13 protein-coding genes are annotated in these 18,991 nt (G+C 62.2%); 1 reads left to right on the plus strand and 12 read right to left on the minus strand.

Annotation, left to right across the window (positions count from 1 at the left end):
- Nucleotides 1-37: 37 nt before the first annotated feature.
- Nucleotides 38-1,126, minus strand: a complete 1,089-nt coding sequence (locus RN01_RS32460) for a LuxR C-terminal-related transcriptional regulator (RefSeq protein WP_024569308.1) — start codon at nucleotides 1,124-1,126, stop codon at nucleotides 38-40.
- A gap of 457 nt (nucleotides 1,127-1,583) precedes the next feature.
- Nucleotides 1,584-2,837: an Ig-like domain-containing protein gene (locus RN01_RS07040; RefSeq protein ID WP_160171250.1), complete on the minus strand. Its 1,254-nt coding sequence runs from the start codon at nucleotides 2,835-2,837 to the stop codon at nucleotides 1,584-1,586.
- Between the two features lie 827 nt (nucleotides 2,838-3,664).
- Here RN01_RS07040 and RN01_RS07045 point away from each other — a divergent pair.
- A complete protein-coding gene (locus RN01_RS07045; RefSeq protein WP_024569310.1) occupies nucleotides 3,665-6,022 on the plus strand; it encodes a YncE family protein in 2,358 nt (785 codons plus the stop codon).
- A 144-nt stretch (nucleotides 6,023-6,166) separates the two neighbouring features.
- Here the strand turns inward: RN01_RS07045 and RN01_RS07050 are convergent, their stop codons facing one another.
- The 10 genes from RN01_RS07050 to RN01_RS07095 all read right to left on the minus strand — a co-directional run bounded on the left by RN01_RS07050 (nucleotide 6,167) and on the right by RN01_RS07095 (nucleotide 18,845).
- Nucleotides 6,167-6,892, minus strand: a complete 726-nt coding sequence (locus RN01_RS07050) for a class I SAM-dependent methyltransferase (protein WP_017514312.1) — start codon at nucleotides 6,890-6,892, stop codon at nucleotides 6,167-6,169.
- An 11-nt stretch (nucleotides 6,893-6,903) separates the two neighbouring features.
- Nucleotides 6,904-7,632 (minus strand): class I SAM-dependent methyltransferase, encoded by a 729-nt coding sequence (locus RN01_RS32465; protein ID WP_128646636.1) that lies wholly within the window; start codon nucleotides 7,630-7,632, stop codon nucleotides 6,904-6,906.
- A 21-nt stretch (nucleotides 7,633-7,653) separates the two neighbouring features.
- Entirely contained in the window at nucleotides 7,654-8,325 is a 672-nt protein-coding gene (locus tag RN01_RS07060; RefSeq protein ID WP_133258084.1) for a hypothetical protein, read from the minus strand.
- A 154-nt stretch (nucleotides 8,326-8,479) separates the two neighbouring features.
- Complete coding sequence (locus tag RN01_RS07065) at nucleotides 8,480-9,982, minus strand: mannose-1-phosphate guanylyltransferase/mannose-6-phosphate isomerase (protein ID WP_024569311.1); 1,503 nt, start codon at nucleotides 9,980-9,982, stop codon at nucleotides 8,480-8,482.
- A gap of 8 nt (nucleotides 9,983-9,990) precedes the next feature.
- Complete coding sequence (locus RN01_RS07070; RefSeq protein WP_024569312.1) at nucleotides 9,991-12,477, minus strand: glycosyltransferase; 2,487 nt, start codon at nucleotides 12,475-12,477, stop codon at nucleotides 9,991-9,993.
- Between the two features lie 14 nt (nucleotides 12,478-12,491).
- A complete protein-coding gene (locus RN01_RS07075) occupies nucleotides 12,492-13,667 on the minus strand; it encodes a hypothetical protein (RefSeq protein ID WP_017512911.1) in 1,176 nt (391 codons plus the stop codon).
- A gap of 13 nt (nucleotides 13,668-13,680) precedes the next feature.
- Nucleotides 13,681-14,418: an ABC transporter permease gene (locus RN01_RS07080; RefSeq protein ID WP_017512912.1), complete on the minus strand. Its 738-nt coding sequence runs from the start codon at nucleotides 14,416-14,418 to the stop codon at nucleotides 13,681-13,683.
- 46 nt (nucleotides 14,419-14,464) lie between these two features.
- Nucleotides 14,465-15,709 (minus strand): glycosyltransferase family 1 protein, encoded by a 1,245-nt coding sequence (locus RN01_RS07085; protein ID WP_017512913.1) that lies wholly within the window; start codon nucleotides 15,707-15,709, stop codon nucleotides 14,465-14,467.
- Entirely contained in the window at nucleotides 15,706-16,986 is a 1,281-nt protein-coding gene (locus RN01_RS07090; protein WP_024569314.1) for a capsule biosynthesis protein, read from the minus strand. Before RN01_RS07090 ends, RN01_RS07085 begins: the two co-directional genes overlap by 4 nt.
- The gene (locus RN01_RS07095; protein WP_080672733.1) at nucleotides 16,983-18,845 is read right to left on the minus strand and encodes a hypothetical protein; all 1,863 of its coding nucleotides are present in this window, start codon (nucleotides 18,843-18,845) and stop codon (nucleotides 16,983-16,985) included. Before RN01_RS07095 ends, RN01_RS07090 begins: the two co-directional genes overlap by 4 nt.
- Between the last annotated feature and the right edge of the window lie 146 nt (nucleotides 18,846-18,991).

The following is an 18,991-nucleotide window of genomic DNA, read 5'->3' on the forward strand; positions in this document are numbered from 1 at the left end:
TCTGCTCAAGGCCGACCTCAATGAACGATTCTTGCGTCTAGCGCTGCGCCAGAAGTGCCAGCCTTACCAGGTCGACTGCTCGGCTGCAGTTCATCTTCATCTTCAGGCTGGCGATCTGTTTGCGCACGGTGCTTTCCGAAACGGCGTGGTGCACGGCGATTTCCAACGGAGTAAGTCCGGTAACCATGGCCGCCAGGACCTTGGCTTCGCCTGTGGTGACCCCAAAGATAGCGGCTAGCTCCGACTCATCCGTATTTGCCACCGCGATTTGGCGGCGCAACCGGACAAAGGCTAGCCGCTCGTCGCCGAGGCGAAAACGGGGATTCGCAATCGTGATGTCGAGGCTAAGTGTTTCACGCTGAGCCTGGGGGACTGTCAAGCGGGAGGGAGAGCCGCTGCGGATCGTGCCGATGAGCTTCGTTGCCAGGAGCGCTCGCACGTCCCGCGAGGCGTGCCACAAGCGGCCCTGCCGGACGCACAGGCCCTGCCGGTTGTCGAACATCTGGCTGGCCAGTGGGGAATGCCGAACCACGGTACCCCAGGGCGTCACGAGGCAACTTGCCTCGCCCAGAGCCGCAAGCGTCTCTTCAACGGACATGAGTTGCAGCGCCGCAGACTCATGCCTGTGCACAAGCGCCGCCTGCAAGGCGTGGATGTAGCGGCCGGTATCACCCTCCAGCATTCTGTCCTTGGCGCCCTGGATAACGGTCGAGCGCTGGAAGCTGAAGCCGGTACGTCGCTGCGCGTTCTGTTCGAGGACCAGGGCGAGGCTTTGCTCGTGTCCGTGCTTGCGCTGGTAGTCGGTGTAGAACTCCGTGCGCTGGAGTTCGGCGGCGGAGAAAAGCTCGTTGCTGTCGAGGCAGACGCCCGCGGGCACCCTGACGGCGGCTTCGGCCATCGCATCGAGTTTGTAATAGTGCGCTGAGTAGGTGGCAACAGCGTCGTCATCGAGGCCGACCTGGTTCAGGCCCAGCAGGTTGCCGCAGCCGTCCATCATGATCAGTGTCCCGCTGTCCGCTCCGATCAGATCGCGTGCTGTAGTGAGAATGTCATGCCATGGCGGAGTGTCATCCGCAATGTGGGCGACGGCCTCGATGGCGCGCTTGAAAAACAGATTCGACGTCACGGCACTCTCGTGAACTTCCCTCACTGTCGGCTCGCTTGTGTCTCAGGAGCTCTCCCGCTCTACATACGGCGCTACCGTATCCCCGTGGCGGTTGTGGCAAAGCCTATCAGCTACACATGGAGATTGATGCCGGTGGTGAACCCTCTGTTGGAAGGGTTTACTTTGGTTGCTTAAGGTGGGTGTGCAAGCTGCCAAAGCGCATCGAGTCCCCGCGAAGGGGCAGGCGCGTCCGGTCGGCGGGGCGAAACCATACCCCTGCAAAGCTGCGAAACTGGAGCGGACAATGAAGACAAGGCCGGCCACAGGCGAAAGCTCCTATCGGCGCCTTGAACCACAGCGCCGAGAGGGGCTTTCGCCCCATCAGTTGTGTCGAGACGTCCTGTCCTTCAAATCTGGCGAGGACGTGGCGGCAAGACTGATCGGTACCCTACGGAGTCAAAGCGATTCTCGTCCGACTTCACGGGAATGTGAGTTTCGTGCTCGCAGAAATTTCTCTTCCACTGGGTAGCTTGCACAGATAGCTTAGCCAGTCTCCATTCAAGCCGTAACCGTCCTGTGCCGAGTCATAAGAAATGGTTCCCTTGGAGATGTCAGCCGGATTCGGGGTAATCCTTATGACGTCGAGACCAGAGCTCCACCGCAACGAACTGCACGGCAAAGGTGCTGCCGCGTTCTCGTCCACACTGTTGTGATAGAACGTCAGCGCATAGCTGGTTGATGAAACGGTGCCCACGGTAGTGATCGGACCAATGCCAAGGTCTACTGCCCACGTGGGATACAGTGAAACCTGAATGGTTGCGTCCGGCACCGTCAGCCCAACGTCGTTTCCAAGTGCCGAGACAACGAGGGGAAAGGTGGCGTAGCTACCCTTCGCGCCCGTCAATAGCCCACTGCTCAGTGTCGCGACGTTTCCAATCGCAGAGGTAACGACGCCAGCGTACATTGGGGCGTCGGCGGGCGGGGGCGGATTCACTGGCACTGCCGGTAGCGTCCAGCGCCAATAGCCAAACTTGAGCGTCACGTCTTCGCCATCGCTACGAATAACGCTTGCGATGATCGTCGGTGTAAGGTCAGTAGAAATCTTTGCGGTCGCGGACGATAGCTGAATCCGGTACGTATAGTCTGGTATCGCCACAGCGGCGATATGCCCCACGAGCTTCGACCCATCTGGGGCGACTGCCTTGGCTGTTATGTAGGACACGGAAACTGTCTGGGCTGGATTTGAGGCAAGCAACGTGGCCGTTTGACTGGCCGCGCTCACGGAAACCATGCCAGAGTTGCTCGCGACCCACGTCCACCCTGTCGCCTGTGCAGTTACATCGCGCCCTTCGCTGTCGATAATGGCTGCAGTGATGGAGCCTTGCTTGCCATACTGCAAATTCACTGATTGCGAGGGGAACATGAGGCTGTACGTTGGCGCGTCACCCGTCACCACCGTGATATTTGCAATCTGGCTATAGGACGGGCCGCCGGCGGGCGAGAACGTCGCCGTCACCATCGTTCCACCGCTCTTGACCCCAGTTACGATCGCGGTGCCTGGCGAGGACAGATCCGCTGAGACGGAAGCCACCGTAGGGTCGGAACTTGTGAACGTCACAACTGGATCATTCACCGTTGCCCCGTTGCTGTCCACCACGGTTGCCACCAGCCGACCGGCCTTCCCAACAGCCACTTGCGCCGCCGCTGGGCTTAGCGTGAGTTGGTATGACATCGACTTAGGGCTTGTTGCCGGTGGAGTTGCTGCCGCGGCTACCGTCGAGGACTGCTCGCCGCCCCCGCATGCGGCAAGCGTAAGGGCGATACTGATCGCCCCCAAGAAGCGGTAAGACACGAACATTTGACCTCCCAGTCGTTATAGTTCGCGGGAGTATCCACTGGCCGTCAAGCATCGGTCGTCATCATAATTGAGGATGACAAGCCAAAGAAAATGCGAGCCTCGGGCTGGCGCCTTGTGCGCAGTGGCGCGGTGACGGACCGTTGTACAAACGCGTCACCGCCAACATGCAGATTGTGGCGACACGCTGCAGGCGGAATCAATGATGCTCTTCAGGGATACCCTGGGTTAGCCACTAACGCCAGGTGCGCGCTCGATTTGCCCGAAACAATCGCTAATTACCTGAGCCAAGGCCTTGGCCGATTTTTGAAGCGCCTTCTGACAAATCAAACCGCACTTCGCTCGCGGCACAACGTTGAATTCGTGAGGCCACCCGCACGCCCGCTCGGGCGGGGCCATCATCAATTTTGACGATGAACGTTCGAATGCGATGGCGTAGACTCCCACCGCGCCGATTTTGCACGCTACACGTTGTGTCCCCGTTCAAGTGCGGGGCAGTAGGCGCCGGGGCGGACCAGGTACATCCGTAATCCAAGCGTCACCCGCTGGCGATAGAATCGCGCCCGCCAGTGGCCCTGACTTCGGGGATATGAGTCAGAGCAACCCCTGATTTTCAGGGGGCGGAGACTCGAGTCTTTCCGGGTGGCGGCCATCTTTGGGCAAAGTCAAACAGCAGAAGAGCAAAACAAGACAGGTCGAGGGAAATGAGCCAGAAGAACGGGTTTTCGCGGTCGGGCGGGCAGGTGGTGCAATGCTTGCTGCCGGCCTTGGTGGTAGCAGCGATGATATCGCCGGCTAACGCTGCGGATTGGGCGGCAATACAAAAGGGTCTGGAGTCGCTGAAGCCCCTGGCTCAGCAGATGGATCGCGATAGCGAGAATCGCAGGCGCCAGCAGGAGGCAGACCAGGCTCGACTGGAGGCCGAGCGGCAACGCAAACAGCAAGCGGAAGCGCGAGCTAAGGCGGCCGAGGAGCAAAAGGGGCGGCAGGAGGTTGCCGCCCGTGCAGCCGCAGCAGAGCGGGAGAACGCGATGCTCTCGCCGCCCCCTGAATGGGCCGGACTGCCGGTACTCAATCGCCGCGTTCTCGAGCGCAAGGGCACGGGCGGGCAGGGGGCCGATTTCGAGGTCACGGCCAAAACCAAGATCGCGTTCTCGTCGGAGGGCGACTATGCTGCCTATGTTGACGGCAAGGGCGATCTGATCCTTCGCCAGCTCGCCTCGGGATCCGAGCGGGTTGTCCGTCAGAACATTCCACTTGGCGAGTACTCGTACTTCTACTTCATCGGCAACAAGTACATCCAGTACAACGACGGGAAGAACACCAGTATCTTTGATTTCGACGGCACTGGAGCCCAATTCGGCGGTCTGACGAACGTCGTCGCCTCGGAAGGCCGGGTCATCGCAGTCGAGTATGAATCGAAGCCGATGAGTTGCAAGGCCGTGGCGGAATATGACCTGACGGGAACGTTGGTGTCGCGCGTCGATATGGCGGGGAAGGGCTACAACCTATGTCATCCGTCGTACGAGAAAGCCGCGCAGCTGGACTTCATCGCGCTCAACGAGAGCACAGGGGAAGTGGCCCACTTTGTTGGTAGCCAGAAGGTGTCCACGTTCACTGCCACCACGCCGGGAAAAATCAGCCAGGTCGCGCGCGTGGACGAGAATTTCGTCGCGGCATTCTCATACCGTGACTACAACCCGCAGCCCACCGGGCTTTGGGATATGCGTTCTGGCACGAAGGTCTGCGACCTCCCAAAGGGTGCTGTCGTGTGGGGCAAGAAGGGACGCTTTTTCACACATGAACCTGCGGCGGCTTTGGATCCCAATACGTGCCAGCTGACGACGTTGGCGAGCGGCAAGATCGCCAGCATCGACGAGGACTATCTGACCGTCTTCGACCAGAACACGGGCGACATCACCCTGTACGACGTGAAGACATTGCAGCAGGTCAGGCGCATTGCGACCCAGAAGTCCGGCAAGACGATGGCGCGCCGCCCGAAGGGCGGGAATGTCGTGTTCGTTGGCCCGGAGTATTTCAACAACGAGGGCGGTGGCACGACGCAGGTCTATGACATCAAGACGGGGGCACTACTGCAGGAGGTCCCGGGATGGCTGAGCTACAGCGCGAACTACACGACGGATGACGCCAAGGCGAAGAATGGTACCTTGCACACGGCGAAGGTCTGGAAGCTGCAAACGGGACAGATCGCCAACTCGGACTTCACGAAGTTCGTCGAGACGCTGAAGAAGGACAAGTACGAGACAACTACCGAGTATCGGAACCGCGTCGCGAAGGTTTCTTATCCCTACCAGATCGACGTGGATGTGAAAGACTACAACGCGGACGGCTCGTTCATCGAGGCGCAGTATCAGGGTGTGCCGATCGGCGTGCCGATGGCCCCTGCGCAGGCCCGGCGACTCGATGGACAGACGAAGCTGACCCTGCAAGGGCAACTGCGTGTGGTGGATGATGAGTTCGTCATCATGCGCAACGCGTCTGTGAAGGCATCGGATGGAACGACGATTTCCGTGCCAGACAGCAAGGTACCGGCACGTCGCCCTGGTAGTGCTGCGACTAGTGCGGCCGCCAAGGGGGCAGATGCTAGCGTTGTCATGCAATCCGCTGGCGCCGGCACCCCCAGCGGCGGGATGCTTAAGACGGGTGGCAAGGCTGGCGGGGCTTGCAGCGGAAACTTCGGCTACATGGCCTCACAGCTGCCAGCGTATACGGACCCAGGCCTTGCGACGGTTCGCAGCCAATTGCTTGCGCAGTCAGTGTCCTCTCTCGCGGCGGAGTTGAAGGCACAGGGGCGTACCATATCTGCGTTGGATGAGCCGATCGCCGAAGGCGAGCGCGTCGCCGCCGAGGCGGCTCAGACTGCTGATCAGACGTTTGGCGGTCCCGGTACGTCGAGCATCCAGCTTGCAAAGAACGGTACGCTACCGCTTCAATTTCCCTGCGTCGGGATTCACAACGCTGCAGTTTGCGCCTACATCATCAACAAGTGGTCGGCACAGTTCTACCGCGAGGCGAAGAAGCAGTTAAGTCAGTGCGTGTGAGTTGACTGACGGCGGCGAAGTAGAACGCCCGGTGCGCTTCGAGACGGTGTGCGCTATCGGACCTTCCGGGAATCGGCGACGAACCAAAAAAAACGGCTAGCGGGAGAACCGCTAGCCGCCCAAATCGCCAAGCTCCCCAATCCTTCAGTTGGCCGTCGCCTGTCCGGAAGCAACCCACGCGCGCGTATAGTCGCTCTGCTGCACAGGGAGCAGTGCAACATGGCGAATCTTGCGCGCAGCGACCATCAAGTAAGTAGGGCCAGCCGTAGGTCCGATCTCGTCTCGGCGACCCAGCATCACTGGATCCACCAGGTCCATTGGCGTGGGATAGCCGATCAAGTCCATCAAGCACATTGATTCAATCTCATAGCCGGCATCTCGTGAGAACACGCGCCACATGAGTTCTGGACTGAACTGATAGAAGCCATGTCCAAGTTGATTGTTGGCCGCGTTGACAGAGAGGAATACCCCACCCGGGCGCAACATCGCGTGCACGTTGCTCAAGGCCATCGGCACATTGAAGACGTGCTCGATGGTGCCGCCATCGAAAATGCAATCGAATACGCCTCTCAATCGGTCCGGCACCGGGCAATTGAGGTCATGCAGCAAGGTGGAGCCTTCATAGGCCGAGTTGTCCATTGCCGTGATCGAGGTCGCACCCAGCCAGGAGAAGAGTGCCTCGCCGTAGCCTGTCGTGCCGGTCAGAAGGTTCAAAGGCGTGCCCGGCGCGTGCCTGTCCAGAATGCGCTGCGCTACCGGTGCCTGGTCGGGGTGGATGTGGAAACCCTGGCGTCCCAACCACAGCGTGTTGCCAAGCGGCCGGCGGCGTGAGCGCAGCAGAAAGTCGAGGACATAGATGTCGATACCCATGCGCGTTTCTCCTACCAGCGCTTCTGGATGACTGCCAGTTTCGGCGGGCTGGCTGGCACGAAGGGCTGGTTTAGCGTAAAAGCGAAATCGATGTCTGCGGCCAACGCTTCGATTCCTTGCAGTTCGGCAGCCGGGAGGGAAGGGAAGGTGTGCGAACGGAACCAGTGATCGACTAAGGTAGCCGTCGGAATGGTCGCTGGCAGCGAGCTTTCGTAGTACGGCGACTGCCAATGCAGGTCCTCGATGATGTAAAGCCCGCCCGGACGCAGCTTCGGGAAGAGGTGCAGGAAAGCCAGTTGCTGATGAAAGGATGCGTGCGACCCATCATCGATGATTAGGTCGTATGGGTCGCGATTGGCTATCGCGCTTTGCAGATCTGCCGCCGAGCCCGAGTCACCTCGTGTGAAGTGAAAGCGCGGGTGCTGAAAGAAGCTGAAGTCAGAAATGTCAAAGCCGTGGATCGTCGCATTTGGGAAGTACTGCAGCCACATGCGTACTGACGGTGCATCGGGCGGGCGGCGCTCGGCGTCATTGCCGACTTCGGGTCCGCCGGCGCACAGACCGATCTCAAGCATTTGTCTTACCGCATGTCGACGCGGCTGTAGCAGCATGTCGTAGACAAGTGTGTACGAGTGCGGCTCAGGGTGTGCGGTGCCCTTGTCCGAGCGTGAGACATTGGCCAGATTGGTTAGGGTGACGTCGATTGGCGTGTCCCTGACGGTTGTGGGTTCCGTGAGCATGATGGAGTTGTAGGGTAGATATCAGGCTGGACCGGCGGCAGCGCTGCGCTCGAGCACGGCGGAGACTTCGCCTGCAACGTGGTGAAGGCGTTGCTCGATGTCGGCGTTCTCGGCGCGAATTGCCTGACGTACAAAGCTGGCCCAGGGAGAGTTGAAGAACGACTTTTCTTCGTGGAGGACCAGATCGGCAGACTCGGGGTGCTTATCGAGAATCTGGTGGAACATGCCTTGGTCGTCAGGAATCTGGCCGTTCCAGTCGATGGCGTCGCGCTCGAGCTGGTAGCGAGAGAGAAAGGACTCCCAGTCGCGAATGATGGCGCGCATAAACGGGTGCGCCAAGTTAAAGAGCATCACTCCGATATTGACGTTCCAGAAGAAGTCGGTGCTGTGACCGGCCGGAGCGGCGATCATTGCATACTGGCTCTTGTCTCGTAGATAGGCAGGAAGGTCGAACTCCATATCCGCAATCCAGGCGTCAGCATCCACGAAGAGAACCCAGCCGCGAAAATCGCGCTGGACAAGTTCCTGCAGCAGGTCGATGCGGTTGTATGTGGCGTGCCACGGGCGATTGCCGCGTTTTAGCCCGACGAATGCCTGGTAGCGCAGGCCGTGGCGTTGGCAGTAGCGGCGCGCGGTCTGTGCCGTCACCATCAGCATGTCAAAGTATCGGCTCGTGGAGTCCGATGTCTGCATCAGGATCACCTCGGGCTCGCTGGGGATCAGGTGTACGTTTGTCATCGTGTAATCTGGGAGCAGTGGCTGTGTCAGAGCAAGCGCCCAGACACTAAGCGGCACGTATGACTAGCTTGGGGCAAATTCTGGGTAGATTTCCCCATGAATTTGTCCGCTACCGGGTTGTTCCAGTCCGGCCGTAGACGTCATCGAACCGCACGATGTCATCCTCCCTGAGGTAGCTCCCTGACTGCACCTCGATGATTTCGAGTGTCGTCTTGCCCGGATTTTCGAGTCGGTGGGGGATCCCAAGGGGGATATAGGTCGACTGGTTCTCGCTGAGCAAGAAGGATTCCTCCCCACGCGTCACGCGTGCCGTGCCGCGGACCACAATCCAGTGCTCTGCGCGGTGATGGTGCATCTGCAGGGAGAGTCGAGCTCCTGGCTCCACCACCAGCCGCTTCACCTGGAAGCGCTCGCCCTGGTCGATCGACTCGAAGCTGCCCCAGGGGCGATCCACCCGCCGATGGGTGCTTGCCTCAGTACGGCTTTGTGCCCGGATCTTTTCTACGGCTGCCTTCACGTCCTGTACGTGCGCCATGTCGGCCACCAGAACGGCGTCAGGCGTTTCCACCACCGCCAGGTTCCGTGTGCCCACGCAGACCACGAGCCGGCTGGTGGCATGGGCGAGCGTAGCCCGCGCGCCCTCGAGCAGCACCTGCCCGCGTGCCGCGTTGTCGGCGGCGTCGCGCGGCAGGCGTTGCCAGATGGCATCCCAGGCGCCGAGGTCGCACCAGCCGGCGTCGAGCGGCACCACGGCCGCAGGAGTGTCGCCAAGCTGCTCCATCACGGCGTAGTCAATCGATTCGGCATGGCATGCGGAGAAGGCGGAGGCGTCCAGTAACAGGCCGTCGGGCAGTTGGGCGGCATTGGCGTGCGCAAGCTGACACGCCATGAAGGTCTGTGGATGAAGCCGGCCAACGAGGGAAAGCCACACATCGGCGCGAACCACGAAGATTCCACTGTTCCACCAGTAATTGCCGCTTGTGACATAGGCTTCTGCAACCTCGCGCGAAGGCTTTTCGACGAAGCCATCGAGTCGGCGGGTGCTGGCGCTATCCAGGGATGTCCCAAGTCCGATGTAGCCATAGCTCGGTTCGGGGCCGGTCGGCACTATGCCAAGGGTCACAATCGCGCCCTGATCGGCATGCGCGGCAGCAGTTGCGACCGCATGCTGGAAGGCGGCGATGTTGGTGATCGCATGGTCAGCCGGCATCGCCACGATTACTGTGTGGGGATCGATCGCTGCGATATCGAGCGCTGCGGCCGTCAGCGCAGGGGCGGTGTTTCGTGCGCAGGGCTCGAGCAGTAGCCGTGGATTGTGGCCACCGTTTCGCAGCAGACGTGCGGTGACTTCGGCGTGAGCCTGGCCACAGACGACCATAATCTCGGGCGACAATTGCGGGCCGCGTGATTCGATGCCGGCCAGTCGTGCGGCAGTGGCACCAAGAAGCGTTGAATCGTCAATGAGGCCCGCAATCAGAGGCTTGGGCATCTGTTCGCGCGACAACGGCCATAGGCGTGTCCCGGAACCACCAGCCAGGATGACGGGCTGGATTCGAGTGCGCGTCGCCGTGGCCTGCGTGGAATGTACGACGTACGTGTCAATAGCTTCCATGTCCGCTCCTACAGTTCGGCCAGCAACTGCTTGGTCTGATGCGTAGCCTGTGGGAGGCTGCCGGACTCCAATAGATCCAGTGGCTCGGGGGGCTCGGAGAGGGCATCAAGATTGCCAAGCGTCACCGCTTCGAGCAGTCGAAGTCGGGCGGCATTGTCTGCACTTGCGCATAGATAGAGGCCAAGCACCGCTGGGCCGATTACGCGTGAGTCCGCCCCTTGGGTGGAGTCGGCAAGGGGCTCATAGTCCGTCGCGTAGAGCGACAATTCAAGCGCTTGTCCAACAGGCATCTCCGCGTCGAGCGTGATCCAGCGCGTCTGGCCGGCGTCGAGTTTGCCTTCGCTACAACTGCCTTGGCCACATTCGAGTCGAAATCGTGTTGTGCGCGACGGCAGGCCGCGCACGTACAGAGAGACACGCACATTGTCGCCATGCAAAGTCTTGGGCAACCGCATGGCAAGCCGGCTCTCGCCAGGCTTGCTCCAGCAGCCCCAGTCTTCGACGCCATGCCAGCCGTCACCGGCACGCAGGCTCTCGGTGACGATCGCGCCATGCGAAAGCGATGTGTGGCGTGGTGTGGTCATGGGGTAATAGCGGCCAGGCGCCAGGGTGGGAGAGCAATCGCCATTGGGCATATCCGCCGGCAAGTCAGCCTGCCAGCGGCCGACGGCCAGCGCCAACTGCGTGCCCAACTGCTGCCACGTGCGGGGGTGGAACTCACTCTGGATGCGCCTCTCGCGCGCCTGGCGATAGGGCGTGTCGAAAATGAGCTTTTCCAGTACGCGTAGTAGTTCGGCAGGAGCCTGCGGATCGAAATACTCCGCGAGTAGCCCACCGGCCTCGGGGAGTGAGGCGACATCGGATACTGCTGGTACCTTGCCATAGCACAGCGATTCGGTCACCGGTAGGCCCCATCCCTCGTACAGGCTCGGGTACAGCGTGAACAGGCAGCGCTCGAAGAGCAGCGCCACCTGCGGGTCGGTCAGGCCAGAAAGAAGGGTGACACGACTTCCCAAGACAGGGTCTTTCTCGAGCATCGCCAGTGCAGCCTCATTCTTCCAGCCCTTGGCACCGACGCACACCAGCTGAGGCACGTGACGGGCGCCGTGATGCGCGATTAGGCTAGTCCACGCGCGAAACGCGGCCAAATGGTTCTTGCGCGGCTCCACCGTGGACAATAGCAGTACAAACGGCTGGCGACTCCAGCCCCATCCCTGCATGCTGGTGGCTTCAGGGGCGCGCATTTCTGGCTTGCGGATGTCCGCATCGAGCCGGATGACCTCGACGTGATCTGGTGAAATCGGTTGTCCCAGGCGTACCGCGGCAGCCATCAGGTCGCGTCTCGTGGATTCCGAATTCACGAGATAGCGGTCCGCATGGGCGAATGCGCCCAGCAACCAGGTGACGAATCGGTCGACCAGGTCATCGACGCAATACTCGGGCATCACCACTGGAATCAGGTCGTGCACGAACGGCACATAGCGTACGCCATAGCGGCGCTTGGCAAGACGCACGTGCAGGAGGTACTCGGGGAACCACGAGGTGCCAAGGCTGACAAGCCACGCACCGCGCGGAAATACCATCGCTTCGCTGCCGAGCATCAGCGTATCGAGCCGCATGAGCGTCTGCTGCCATTCGGACTCGGTCTCATTGCCGTGGCCAAGGCACATCTGGCAAAGACGAGCAAAGAGCGCGCCGGGCACTTCGAGCCAGCCACGCTCGCCCAGATAGCAGATCATCGGCGCCGGGCAACCAGGTTCGTGTGCGGCCGAGATCAGCTCGAGCTGCACGCGCTGGATGCCGGTAGGCAGGCGAGACCCGCGAAAGTGGTGGATAAGGTCAGTGGCGTCGAAGACGAACGTTGCGACCCGGTCGGCAGGCTGATGCTGGCGCAGGGCATTCCTGTCGAGCTTGCGCAAGATCTCCACGGCGCTTGCTAGTTGCTCGCGCGCGTGCTGCGCCGATTCGGCCTGCCCCGGGGGGAGTTCCTGGGAGCGGGCCGCCTCCAGCAGGGCCGATAGTGCGTGTACTGGATCTTCTGTCGGCATGGCGGGGGGCGGTTGATTCCACGCTGTGTTCAGATGAGTGACATCGGCGCGTATGCCGCGCAGGCTCAAGGCATGCACCTCGCGCAGTGCATCGGCGTGGCCAGGTTCCAGCATGAGCGCCTGCGCATAGCAGGCAGCGGCTTCGTCGAGCTCGCCGGCAAGCTTGGCAGCGTGTCCCATCTGCAGATGGGTGTCGGCAACGTCGGGTGCTAAACCGAGTGCACGGCGGTAGGCTGTGCGGGCTTCATACAGGTTTCCGCCTTCCTTGAGCGCGTGGCCATACTGCACCCAGATCGGCGCCATCGTAGGCGAAGCGTCAAGCGCCTGGCGATAGTGAGTCGCCGCGGCTGGCCAATCGCGCGCGTCGCGCGCGCTGTCACCGGCGGCGACGAGCGCTGCCGATTTCGCATCGGCGTTATTGGACCACATGTTCTTGAACAGTTTCACAGAGCATCTCCAGGTCAGGCGGCGTGTTCGCGTACGCCGGCAACAATCAGCCAGCCGATGCCGTATGCCACCAGCAGGCTCGCGAACACGCTTGTCACGATCAATAGGCTGCGCGGGTACAAGGCGCGAACCGGAAGGTTTGGCTCGACCACGCGAACGATGTAGAGTTGTTGCTTGAGGGCGTTTTCTCGAGCGGTTTCAAGGGCTGTTGCGACGCCCGCATAGCGCTTGGCTGCGAAGTCCAGCTTCATCTGGAGGCGCTGGTAATCGGCCATGCGCGGGGCCGTGCCCTGAGCGTCTGTCATCCGCGCGTTCTGCGCCGAAAGTTGCCGCTCGAGACCCACTACGCGATCTCGCAGCGCTACCACCTGTGGGCTGTCGCTGTTGACGGTGGCCTGCATGGCCGACAGTTGAGCGCGCGCCTGCGCGAGCGCTTCTTCGAGCCGGCCAACGAGCGTCAGTTGGCCGGCGCCGGTCTTCTCCGGATCGATGTCGCGCTGCTGCAGTCGGAAGGCGGTCAGGGAGCGCTGCGCGTCGATGACCTGGCTTTCGGCTTCCTTGAGTTCGGCCGTGGCAACACGCACGGCGTCCTCTACGGCCCGCTGGTTAAAGGCGTTCACGCGTGACTCGCTGAGTGTGAGCAGCCAGCTCGCCAGTGCTTGCGCATCCGCCGGACGAAAGGCATGGACGCGCAAGGTGGTGATTCCGGTGTCCTGGCTGAACGCGACCGTCACCTGCCGCCTGTAAAAGCGCAGTAGCGTCTCCGGGCTCGGCTCGACCCACCAGAGTCTGGAGACGATATCGGCCTCGGGGCGGCGAAAGAGCGAGACCAGATCGACTTTGTCATGCAACGCCGCCACGGCGTCGTGGGAGCCGAGATAGTCGCCCACACTGAACGACTGCGCCTGGGCGTCATTGAGCACACCGGCGAGTCCGAGCATCTGGCCAAGTCCGTTTGCGCCCTGGGGCAACTGCGACTGCGTGGAGCGAACCACGAAGCGGGCTTCGGACTCGTACTGGTCAGCGGCTATCGCGAAGTAGTAGAGCGCGGCCAGGAGCGTGGGAAGGACCACCACGGCCAGGAAGATACGGTGCTGGTACCAGAGAGTCGCGAGGCGTGGCGCGCGGGCCTCGGGTGTCGGAAGCGGCGGAAGCTCGGTGGCGCGGGCTGTCGAAGTATCGGCGGTCATGGCGGCAAGCGGATTAGTGATGGATGTGGCGGCGCAGAATGCGCAGGCAGGCGAGGCCTGCCAACGTCAGCGCGAGGCACCACGCCACGATGTAGAACGGGTCGATATAGGGACTGTCGAAGCTCTCGAACTGGCCCACCCGAAGCAGCTCAAAGATTTGGGTGAGCGGCACCCACGACAGCCAGGTACGGTAGGGCTCCGGAATCCACTTGAGCAGAAAGAAGGCGCCGGACATCGGCATGGCGAGATACACCACGGGGTGAATCAGGCGGTGAGCCATTTTGCTCAGGTAGGTGGCCGTGCACACCAGCATCGATACGCCGAACGAGAACCATGTCATCAGCGCCAGTGCTGCCAGCATCAAAAGCGGACGCGCTGGAGGCTCGGCCACGCCGAGTGCACAGGCACCCGCCAGTAGCAGCAGGAGCGCCACCACGCTGGAGGCTGCCTCGAGGATGGCACGGGCGACGAGCATGTCGAAGATCGTGACCATGCGGTGGTACAAGAGCGGCTGGTTGGCATGGAGCGCCCCTTCGGCGCGCGTGATGATTGAGCGGAAGATGATGAAGGCGCAGTAGCCGCCAAGCGCAAACGGTACCGGCAGGATCCCGCCCCGATGGTGTGAGTCGCCGATATGGATCAGCGACACGGAGCCGGCCAGTAGCATGGGCTCGGCGATCAGCCACAGGTAGCCGATGTTCTCGCGCCCGTAGCGGGTGTGCAGCTCGCGCATGATCAGGGCGCCAATCACGCGACATTGCACCTGGAGCCCGTAGCGCAGTGTTGACCGTGTCGATTCAGATCGCAAGATTGGCCTCCCGTGAGCGAAGCGCGGTTGCAGGCAGCCGGTCGATCGCTTCGAGAACGACGCGGCAGTGATCGTCCCAGGTGGGCGCGCGCCATGCGGTGATGCGTCCCAGTTGTGCCTGCCGGCGTGGTGCGTCCTTATCGAGGTAATCTCGGATGGCCTGCAGCCATGCCGGACCGTCCAGCGGATCGAGATAGTCGGGGGCGCCGCCGCCGGCTTCGCGTAGCGCGGGCAGGTCGCTCGCAATGACCGGTACGCCAAGCGCGAGTGCTTCGGCCACGGGCAGGCCAAAGCCTTCGGCAAGCGAAGGCATCAAGAGGGCTCGTGCACCGCGCAGAAGCGCGGCCACTTCACGGTCGGATTTGCCGTGCGACAGTGTGACCACGCCGTGCAGCGCGCTCGAGCGCTCCAGGAGGTTCAGAATGTGCGCGTTCTCCCAGCCGCTGCGTCCCACCAGGTGCAGTCTCGGAGCACGCGCAGGGCCCATCTGGGCAACGAGCCGCTGCCAGAGCTGGAGCAGCAACAGGTGATTTTTGCGCGGCTCGATCGTGCCAAGCATCACGAAGTACGGCGCTGTGGCTTGCGGCGTTGAGGGCGGCGCTGTCGCCATCATTGGCGTCACGCCAAGCGGTGCGGTCAGCAGCCGCGCGCCGCGCGTGATGCGGTTGATCTGTGCACCAATCGCATATGTGGTCGCCTGGGAGTTGCAGATCACGAGGTCGGCCAATGCATCGACCGTCTCGATGCGCCGGCGATGCACTTCGGCCACTCCGGCACGCGCGAATTCGGGGTGGGTGAGTGGGATTACGTCATGCACGAGGCAGGCCAGGCGCGCCCGCTCGGTCGCCAAGGCGCGCGCCACGGCAGCAGGGCGTTCAAGATTCGTATGCGAGAGCAGTAGATAGACGCCCGGTCGGCCAACCTGCGCTGGCCATCGAAACCTAGGTGAGGTAAGGCATAGGACTGACCACAGCCGCAGGGCGGCTTGCCGACTCTTCGACTTGTCGCCGCGCCATTGGCGCGCCGTTTCCTCAAGGAACCTGTGGGCAGCCGAAGCCGGCAGGCGTACATGCCAGCCACACGGATGCATGGCCGTATGGACGAGGCGGTCATTCGCGTGGCGTGACAAGTAATCGGCGTACGCCATCTCCACGCGGTCGATGCCGGTGGGCGTGGTATGGCGCGCGCGGCGCATGAGCCGGGTGATGTCCAGCAGCAGTTCGGGCCCGTTCATGCAGGAACCTCCGCCAGCGGCTCGTCAATGGCGATCTCGCTGCCATAGGCGTTCACGGCAGAATCTCCTGCGAGCAGGCGTTTGCACACGGGGGCGATCAGGAGATCAATGGCGGCCGTGTTATGAAAGCCACCGCGCAGCAGGCAACGATCCCGCAATACACGACGAAACGCGTCGAAGAGAGCCGGATCTGGCGGGCATGGGGCATGCCAGAACGCGGCCAGCTCCTGCTGGTCGGTGAGTCCTGGCATGTCATACACGGCGCTGCCCAGCACGTGTACGGGGACGCCAGCCGCCAAGGCAAGCGTGCCGGTGGTGCTGTTGACGGTCACCATGCCGCTTGCGTTGCGCGAGAGGACGTCGATGTCACCTGCGTCGAACCAGACAAGGCGCTCGGTCGTGCCAAGGCGGCGCGCCTCCTGCATGGCAAGGGCGTGCCAGTCTGTCACGCCGTTATCAAGCGGATGGGACTTGAGAACGAGCAAACAATCCTCGGGGGCGCTCAACGCAAAGCTCTTGATGACAAGGCGCATCGCATCGGCAATCCCGCCAAAGGGGGAATGCACGCGCAGCTGGAAATCGGAGTCGAGTTGAAGCGGGAAGAGGTAATACGGTCTGCCGGCAAGTCGGTCGAATGCCTTGATGGCATTGCGCTCCATCGTTCGGCGGCGCATCAACTGTCCCGCCCACCCCGCCAGCTCTCTGGCCGGGTGGCACGGACGGTGCGACGCATAGTGCGGAAAATAGGGCCACGAGAGCCATGCAGCAAGGTAGTAGAACAATGCGACGCGAGCACGCTCCCCGAAGTTTCCTGGCACCGGCAGGTCCTCCCCGGACCCCGGCAAAGAACAGGAGTCACCGGCACGTGCTCGGTACCAGTGTGGGTCACGCGGTAACGACGAGTAGCCGTTGACACCGTCGCGCTCAAGCGTGATCCAGTCGGGGCGCAGGTAGCCTTCCTCGAAAACATGAACCCGCAGACCGTCCCTTGTCGCGACCCTGATGGCCGCTTGGTGTAGCGGGCGGCAATCGCCAAAGAGCACAAGGTCCGTGATCGCTAGCCGGGACAGTTGACGGACGAGCCACTCGGGCCATCGGCTTTCTCGGCCACGCCAGGAGATGGCTGGGCCGGCGCGCCAGTCGAGCGCATCGCCGCCGTGGAAGTTGATGCGGTGAACGGTGTGCCGCCCAGCGCGCAGTGCAGTGGCCAGGCGGCTAAAGAAAGCGCCCGGGGGGCCCTGCAGGAAGAGGAAGTTACGTGGCGACGCAGCGTTCATGACCACGCCCCCACCAGGCGGGCATGCATGGACCACAAGCCGCGTCGCATGCGGCCCTGCCATTGGCGCAATCGTGTCAAGGCCGACGGTGCCTGGCGGCTGCGTTGCGTGAAGCGGTGCACGAGTACTTCGGGCGGGCATGGCAGACCGGTCTGCGGATCAAGGTAGCGGGGATAGAGGAGAAGGGTGCCCGCGACGAGCTCGTCGAGCGTCAGTTGACGCGTGCGCCATGACATGGGTGCCAGATCGCGAGTCAGGCCCCATCCGGCATAGAAGGGTTGCCCATGCACAATGACCTCCCGGCCTCGTAGCAAGGCCTCGAAGCCGGCAAGCGACGTGAGCGCATGGACCGCATCCACGACTTCAAGCCATTGGGCAAGCGATGTGGTGCGCGCGATGGTATCGGCGTAGCGCAGGGCATCGTCATCGCTTATGCTGCCTGGCCGATGGCCGGCTTCCACATCGGGGTGCGGTTTGAAGACGATGTAGGCGTCGGGTTCCACCGCACGCACGCGACGCAGCAATTCCAGGTTGCAGTTGATGCCCGCACCGCCTAGGCGCAGCGATGCATCGTCGGTCACCTGTCCGGGCACCAGGACGCTTCGCCTTCCTTGTGGCAACAGCGGCAAGTCCGCTTCGCGATCCTCGCGCCCGTACTTGGTAATGCGGTGTGTGACGAGCATGCGTCGCAGAAAGCGGGCGCGGCGCAAAAGCGATTGATCGAATGCCGTGGTGGAGAGCAGCCCTTCCAGGTCGCTCCCACTGTTCGGGTCGTAGTAGATGCCGCGCCGATCGACCACAATCGACATCGGTGGATAGAGGTCGCTGCCAAGCCCACGCGAGCGGATGAAGCCGTCCTCCACGCGATAGAGCGGCACGCCAGCTTCGCGGGTTTCGACGGCGAGTTCCAATGTTTCACGGGTTGCCCACACGGCCACTGCGCCGCCCACCTTCTTCGCGTGCAGCGTCGGGCGGCGCGTGCCGGCAAAGAAGGGAACGGCGCGTGTGCCATCGTGAAAGAAGCGCGAGATATCGTGCCGCTTCCACAGAGCCATGCCAGTACAACACGCCACTGCGCGATTCTGGTGGCAGAGCGTCCTCCAAAATTGCAGTAACTCGATCACGGCCTCACAGCTGCAGGATTTCCCGGTGAAGGGGTCGATATAGCGGGTACCTTCGCGCAGCACTGCATCGGCAAGTTGTGCGAGCGAACGCGGCGCCTTGCGCTCGGTGAATCCCACGTCATGCGTGAGGCCGCGCCCGGAGAGGTAGCCGGGCTGCACGCACGTGACAGGCTTTCCGGCGAGGAGGGCGAGAAAGCCTACGGTGTCATTGCCATCAACAATCACGCGATCGCAGCGGTCGAGCAACGGCCACGGGTCTACCGGATCGTGCAGCAACACGCCACCGAGCGCGCTCACTTGGGCGTGCAGGTTGCTCTTCCAGTGCGCAGTCGTAGGCATCACCAGACAGGGCGTCAGGCTCCAGCCGTGTGCGAGGGCAAGCATCTGCTCGGCCTCTCGCAGATTGCCGGGTCGCAACAGCGCCAATGAACGCGTACCGAGCGCATCAAGCATGGGGGTTGGGTCCGCACCCCAGAACGTGCCGCCCACTCGCGCTTTGACCACGGTGTTTGCCAGGGAAATGTTGCCGCTGCCTGCCGGCACTTGTGGCATGACATCGAGCGCTGCGTCAATCCACCCTTGCTCCGCAGCTTCGCGCGCGAAGTGTGTCTCGCTCAGTGGAGGGCTTTTCCATTCGAAATCCGGCGCCGCAAGTACGCCCGGTGCCCGGCGCCGGCCGCCGGAATGGGCACTCGATTTCTGCTCTTGCTGCGGCGGCGACGGGCTCGATGGCATGGAGGCTGTGGATGGTTGGCTATAGCCCTGTGTGTCGGGCGAGGACGGATGCTAGGCACCCTTCGCGTCTCGCATGTGGCGAAATCTCCGTAGATCGTTGTTCCGCGTCGCGTTGTGCTGGTGCTGCACTGGGGCTGCCCCACTTC

Source organism: Cupriavidus sp. SHE, assembly GCF_000812445.1.
Lineage (GTDB): Bacteria > Pseudomonadota > Gammaproteobacteria > Burkholderiales > Burkholderiaceae > Cupriavidus > Cupriavidus metallidurans.